This is a genomic window from Rhodococcus sp. EPR-157 (genome assembly GCF_001647195.1).
GTDB lineage: Bacteria > Actinomycetota > Actinomycetes > Mycobacteriales > Mycobacteriaceae > Rhodococcoides.
Genome location: NZ_LVCV01000152.1, coordinates 1 through 6,634, shown reverse-complemented (window position 1 = coordinate 6,634; position 6,634 = coordinate 1). Strand labels below are relative to the sequence as shown.

The 6,634-nt window shown below is 62.6% G+C and carries 7 protein-coding genes; 3 read left to right on the top strand and 4 right to left on the bottom strand.

The genetic code is table 11. The features are described 5' to 3' along the window. The coding region (locus A2J03_RS06245) for a cation-translocating P-type ATPase (RefSeq protein ID WP_231912391.1) at positions 1-1,728 on the bottom strand (1,728 nt) is incomplete at its 3' end. A 312-nt stretch (positions 1,729-2,040) separates the two neighbouring features. Here A2J03_RS06245 and A2J03_RS06240 point away from each other — a divergent pair. Continuing rightward, on the top strand, positions 2,041-3,081 hold the full coding sequence (locus A2J03_RS06240) for a zinc-dependent alcohol dehydrogenase family protein (protein ID WP_068370899.1): 1,041 nt from the start codon (positions 2,041-2,043) through the stop codon (positions 3,079-3,081). Positions 3,082-3,143: 62 nt separating this feature from the next. Continuing rightward, positions 3,144-4,040, top strand: a complete 897-nt coding sequence (locus A2J03_RS06235; RefSeq protein ID WP_068370896.1) for a universal stress protein — start codon at positions 3,144-3,146, stop codon at positions 4,038-4,040. A gap of 26 nt (positions 4,041-4,066) precedes the next feature. On the opposite strand, the gene A2J03_RS06230 is transcribed toward A2J03_RS06235, so the two are convergent. After that, the gene (locus A2J03_RS06230; RefSeq protein ID WP_068370893.1) at positions 4,067-4,315 is read right to left on the bottom strand and encodes a YgaP family membrane protein; all 249 of its coding nucleotides are present in this window, start codon (positions 4,313-4,315) and stop codon (positions 4,067-4,069) included. A 37-nt stretch (positions 4,316-4,352) separates the two neighbouring features. Next, positions 4,353-5,249, bottom strand: a complete 897-nt coding sequence (locus tag A2J03_RS06225; protein WP_068370890.1) for a universal stress protein — start codon at positions 5,247-5,249, stop codon at positions 4,353-4,355. 234 nt (positions 5,250-5,483) lie between these two features. Between A2J03_RS06225 and A2J03_RS06220 the strand changes: the two genes are divergently transcribed. Further along, entirely contained in the window at positions 5,484-5,750 is a 267-nt protein-coding gene (locus tag A2J03_RS06220) for a DUF1876 domain-containing protein (protein WP_068370886.1), read from the top strand. 18 nt (positions 5,751-5,768) lie between these two features. Here A2J03_RS06220 and A2J03_RS06215 read toward each other — a convergent pair. Continuing rightward, on the bottom strand, positions 5,769-6,634 hold an 866-nt coding region (locus tag A2J03_RS06215; RefSeq protein ID WP_156520234.1), incomplete at its 5' end, for a sensor histidine kinase.

Below are 6,634 nucleotides of genomic sequence, written 5' to 3'. Positions count from 1 at the left end.
GGTGGTCGCTCCTATCCCGACAGCCTCGGCAATTCCGCGTGCGGTCAGTGCGTGATCGCCGGTGACCACGACGATGCGTATTCCAGCCGAATGGCAGCGTTTGACGGCCTCGGCCGCCTCGGGCCGCGGCGGATCCACGAGGGCGTAGATCGCTACGAGTGTCAATCCCTGCTCAGCGTCTTCCCGACTGAGGTGCGCCACTTGTTGCTCGTCGACGACGCGCTCGGCGACAGCGATCAGCCGAAGCCCCCGAGCGGCCCAGTCGGTGATCAACGTGGCTATGTCGGCACGGTCGTCGGAAGTCAGGGGTCGGTCGTCGGAGTCGGCGATTCTCGTGCAGAGATCGACGATCTCCTCCGGTGCGCCTTTGACGTCGATTCGGGCCTGGCCACCGAAGATCCGAGTCACGGTCGACATTCGGCGGAGGTCGGAGGAGAAGCTGAACTCGCGCATCCGAGATCGCGTATCGGTGTCCTGGACGACACCCGATTCGGCTGCGACACGGAGTAGGGCGAGCTCGGTGGGATCCCCCTCCTCGACGATGGCGCCGGTGTCGTCGACCTTCATGGTGGCCGAACAGCAATGTGCTGCCACCAGTGCGGCCCGCGCAGTTCCGACGCCCGTGAACGGCGGCGAGATGACCCCTTGCGGTGTCCACACCGCGGTCGCGGTCATCCGATTCTGGGTGAGTGTTCCTGTCTTGTCAGTACAGATGACGGAGGTGGACCCCAAGGTCTCGACCGCCGATATCTTCTTCACCAATGCACCGCGTCGGGCGAGCGCCCGGACGCCGACCGCAAGCGCGAGAGTGATGGTAGGCAGCAAACCCTCGGGCACGTTGGCCACGAGGAGGCCGATCGCAAAGGTCGCCGAGTCCTGCACCGACAAACCCGCGACCAAGGTGCCGAGCGGCAAGAACGCCAGGCCCAAGCAGGCCGCTACGGCAGCGATGAGCCAGGCAACGCGTTTGACCTGTCGTTCGAGCGGGCTCTCTTCGGGAGCGACCCGTTGGGACAACGCTGCAATGCGTCCGAGTTCGGTGTGCATGCCGGTCGCGAAGACGACCGCGCGGGCATGCCCACCCACGATCGTCGTTCCGCTGAAAACGACGTCCGACGCTTCGATGATCGGTCCCGACGCTGCACCGGTTCGGGTCTCGATATGAACTGCATCGGATTCACCGGTCAGACTCGACAGATCGGTTTCCAGCGCACCGTCGAGGAGTCGAGCGTCGGCGGACACCTTGTCGCCCTCGGCGAGCACCATGACATCGCCCGGGACCAACTGTGATGCCTCGACCGTACGCTCAGGCCCTTGTCGGACTACCCGTGCAGTGGTGGGGATGAACGCTGACAGCGCCTCCACCGCCTGTTCCGCGTGACGCTCCTGAACGAAGGCGAACGCTGCGTTGATGAGAATAACGACCACGATTGCAACCGCGAGCGGTCGGGACGTACTGAGCCAGGCCAGTATGGCTGCAATCCACAGCAGCAGTGCGAGAGGGTGTGTGAGCTGCCGCATCAACTGCCGAGTCCAATGACTACCCGGTCGGCGGACTATTCGGTTAGGGCCGTGAACGAGTGCCCGGCGCGCAACCTCGCGGTCGGACAAGCCTGCTGGACTGGTCTTGAGGTCTTCCAGCAACCGTGCGATGGATTCTTGGGGGTCGATGAGCTTTGTGGGCTCGGTCGGCGCCGAGCGGTTCGATTTCTCCGGGTGTAGCACCACGCCGTCCTCCGAGTCCCGCCATGTCCTCGCATTCGATCGATCTCCTGCCGAACGATTCGATGGTTGCAGCGGGCCGATCGATTGCACAGGGACAAAGGTCTCCACCATGTGGGCCGGCTGGCCCCTGTGCATCCCAACGGGCCGGTGCTCGCTCGGGTGACCTTGGTCCTCGCCTTGTGGACCGAGTGCTCTGCTTCGACACACGCTCGCAGTCATAGCCTCGTGACAATCACCGACTACGAACGAAGCCGCGGTCGGGGCCGTCGCGTGAACTTTCGTTGTCGACCGGCCTCACAGTGACAAGGAGAAGCAATGCACGCCATGATCTTTCACGGGCCTGGCCAGAAGTCTTGGGACGAGGTCGCCGACCCCACAATCGAGTGCCCGACCGATGCAGTCGTTCGAGTCGACGCGGTCACGATCTGCGGCACTGATCTGCACATCTTGAAAGGTGACGTCCCGGAGACGACGCCAGGCCGAGTCCTCGGCCACGAGGCCGTTGGCACTGTAGTCGAGGTAGGAAGCGGGGTGGCCAGAGTCGAGGTCGGGGATCGTGTGCTCGTGTCCTGTATCTCGTCGTGTGGTTCCTGCAGGTTCTGCCGCGAGCAACGGTACGGCCAGTGCACGGGTGGGGGAGGGTGGATCCTCGGGCACACCATCGACGGAACTCAAGCCGAACTCGTTCGAGTTCCATTCGCAGACAACTCTACTCATCCTGTCCCCTCCGGATTGAGCGACGAGCAGATGCTCATGCTGGCGGATATCTTTCCGACCAGCTATGAGGTCGGTGTCCTCAACGGGCAGGTCAAACCTGGGGATGTGGTGGTGATCATCGGTGCGGGTCCGATCGGTCTGGCCGCAGTCATGACCTCGAAACTGTTCTCTCCCAGCCGTATCGTGGTGGTGGACAGGGATTCGGGGAGGCTACAGGCTGCCTTGAAAGTAGGCGCCGACACGGTCATCGACAACACGACGGAGGATGTAGTCGAGGTGGTCCGCGCTCTCACTGAGGGGTTGGGAGCGGATGTGGCCATGGAAGCCGTCGGACTACCTGCCACTTTCGAACTGGCAGTCGATGTAGTGCGTCCGGGGGGACATGTGGCCAACATCGGTGTGCACGGCGCCTCTGCCGCCCTACATCTGGAAACAATTTGGATTCGAGATCTCACCATCACCACAGGACTTGTCGATACGTTTTCGACACCGACGTTGGCCACACTGGCGGCCGGCGGCACGCTCGATCCGTCTGGTCTGATCACCCATCGATTCAGGATGAACGAATTCACCGAGGCGTACGACGTTTTCAGTGGTGCCGCTGACTCAGGATCCCTGAAGGTGGTCATCAGTAGGTGAGCCGAAACTCGGTTGCCTTTCTGCTTGACGTTCGAGACCGACCGCTGACGAGAGGCGTCCACATGTCCCACTTCACCGCTCCGTTCGCCACCGACGGGCGTTTCGCCGTCATTCTCGACGGTGGGCGAACCGATGCAGGCATAGTCGAGTGGGCGGCGAGGCTCGCCCGTCGTGCCCACTCGAGCCTGCGACTGATCTATTTGCTGCCGGCCCCCGAGTGGAGTGCAGCGATGGCGGCATCGATGGAAACGAGCGACTATCCCTCCCGGCTACGGCACGAGGCAGAGCAGCGGTTACAGGACGCGGTCCAGTCCGCGCGCGACATCGAACCCGGCATCGAAGTGGACAGCAGGATCGTCGAACTGTCCGCGTCGGAAATGGCGGCATCTGTTTCGGCCGACTCGACGATGCTCGTCCTCGGCGCACCGGAATCGGGACCTGTTCGAGACATCGTCTTCGGTCGTCCCACGACGACAGTGGTGAACTCGGCTACCTGTCCGACGCTGGTGTGGCGGGCTCGGCGAGACAGCGAGCTGAACGAACAGAGACCCGTCGTGGTGGGTGTGGACGGCTCGGACCCGTCGAAACGCGCGCTGGGGGCGGCATTCGACCTCGCGAACATTCTGGGTGTCGAATTGCTTGCAGTGCATGTCGGCGCCGTCAGCGAAGCCGACGAGTTGCACTATGCGACGTCGGTGGAGTGGAAGCCCTTGCGCGAAGCGGAGCACAAGTGGTTGCAGTCCATGGTCGAGACGTACCGTGACCGCTATCCGTCCGTCTCCGTCCGAGTGTTGGCCGTCGGCGCTTCTGCGGCTCGTGAACTGCGCGCACTGTCGGGGACGGCCCAGGTATTGGTGGTCGGCAGTCGTGGCCGTGGCCGGTTGTCCGGGGCAGTGTTGGGTTCGGTGAGCCAGAATCTCGTCCACCACGCCGAATGCCCTGTGCTCGTTGTGCATTGACATCTCCGCGCAGAGTGACTCGCGCACTAGCTATTTCGAGGTGGGCGGAGACTCGGTGCTCCGATCTTGGCGAGAAGGATGCTTGCCGGGCACCAACCGACCGCAGCGTAGAGGGCGAGGTTGGTTGCCGCGAATGCGCTGAGCAGTCGCCAGCGCGGTGAGGCCACTTCGCCGAGGACGAGCCCTGCGGCTGTGACGACGCTGGCAAGGGCGGGCACTGTGCGTTCGATCGGCCAGCCCTCGAAGGCGCTCGGAACGGTATCAGGCAGGGACATGATGAGCTCCTCTATCGGGGCGGGCATAATTGCGGCGTCAGGGAACCACAAGAAGCGGTCCACCGGCAGAGTGGATCAGTTGTTGCACCGTGGACCTACATAGGGTTCCCTTGAGCAGACCGCAACCGTGACTTCCGATCACAACGAGTTGGGCCGTCGAGGATGCCCGCCGGAGCTCATGTTCGGGTGTCGAACCGAGGCAATGCAGGTGCACATCGACTGATGGGTGGTGTTGGGCGGCCGTCGCCGTGCGTGCGCGCAGCCAATCGAGACGATCATCTTCGGGTGCGGCCCCACTGTGTACTGCGCTGCCGTGGACGGGCGCCTCCGTGTGCATTGCTGTCAACGGGGTTGCGAGAATATCGGCAAGGTAAAAGGCGAGCGTGATTGCGCGAGAGGAAGACTCGGAATCGTCGATGCCCAGCACGACAGCTCCAGCATCGCTGCGAGCTTCCGACTGCCCACGCCAGACCACGACCGGACAACTCGACTTGGCGACGATTCGAGTTGCGTGGTGTCCGAACAGCGTATCTCTCACCGGCCCGGACGGGCGACTACCGATGACGGCAAGGTCAGCGGTGCGGGTCAGCGTGGTCAGGTATGAAGCGATCGGATCGTCAGTCAGCACCGTGTCGACGGTCAGAGCTGGGTCTTTCTTGTGAACGGAGCGCGCTGCAGACCGCAACAACCGTTTTCCGATCACGCGAGATCGAGGATTTTCGGACCGGATGTCTTCCAATCGGTGCTGTGGAAGAGCATGAACGATTCGAATCTTTGCTCCGGCCCGATGTGCGATGTCCGTGGCCCACTCGAGCGCTCCCCACGAGTGGGGGCTCTGATCGAGTCCGACACTGATCGTCGTGATGCGTCCACCGACGTCAGGAGCTTCATCGGGTGCGGGTGCGGGTGCGGTGTCTGCCGTGGACGTTGTCATGGAAACTACCTCGCGTCGATTCGGGAGATCGAGGGTCTGATCTTGCAGCTGTCTCGAGTCAACGCCGGGCGTAGGTCGTCGAGATAGAGCCGAAGGTCCCGATTACTGGACGTGGCCCGAAGGTCCCAGGCACCGAGGTCGAAATGCTCTGTGACGGAACGAGGACCTGCTGTAGACCTAGCGAGGAATGCCGTGGTTTCGACGTTCCGGTTCGCCTATGAAAGGACGAGAACAATGGAACAACACCAGTGGTCGGTCGAGGTGACCATCGATGAGCACGACAACAAAACGCGGGCCGTGGCGCGACTTCGAACGCGCGACGACACCCATTTGACCGGTGTGGGACACGCTCGAAAGAGTCCCGCGGACCCGAATGTGCCCGAGATCGGCGACGAACTCGCCACCGCACGAGCGTTGTCGGACCTGGCGCATCAATTGCTCGAGTGCAGCGCACAGGACTTGGAAAAGGTTGTCCACGAACCAGTCACGATGAACTTGTGAATGGGACAGCTGTGCACATCAGGGGAGGGGCGCAGACCACGTCAGAACAGTGCCGCCCGCCTCGGTAGCGGGTTCGATAATCATGTGTCCGCCGCATTCCCGAGCTCTCGATCGCAAATTGTCGAGTCCGCTGGCCGATACATCGGCGGGCATTCCGACACCGTCGTCGGTGATGACAACGGTGAGATCGTCCGCGACGCTGATCGCGATGGTGACGGTAGTGGCGTGAGCGTGGCGCACACAGTTGCTGATTCCCTCGCGAAGCACCGCCAGTGCGTGTGAGGCAAGTGGCGGATCCACCACCGACAAAGGCCCCGAGACCCGCAATGTCGTTCGCAATCCGGAGTTCCCGGTCATCTCGTCGACGATGTCATCGACACGCCGTCGTAGACCGACGGTTGTGGTATCACGAGAGTGCAGGTCGAATATTGCACTGCGAATATCCTGGACCGTGTCCTGGAGGTCATCGATCGTGGTTGCGAGCCGCGTCTTGACTTCCGGGGCTGTTGCACGCTGCACCGTGCTCTGGAGAGACAGCCCGGCAGCGAATATCCGTTGGATCACTCGGTCGTGCAGATCTCGGGCGATCCTGTCACGCTCGGCCAGCACATCCAGTTCGCGAAGTCTGCGTGCGGAATTCGCCATTTGTACGGTCACGGCGGCCTGATCGGCGAACGATGACACAAGTTCGAGTTGAGTGTCGTCGAAGGGCTTGCCGTCGATCCGGCGCAGGACAACCAGAACCCCTGCGACTCGATCCGAAGCGCGAAGCGGAGAGATGAGTGCGGGGCCGTATTCGACACCTGATCCTTCGGTAGCGTCGAATTCGAGATGCTCGGCTCGGATCGGTGTCCGGCTCCGGAACGAGGTGCCCGAAGTCGATC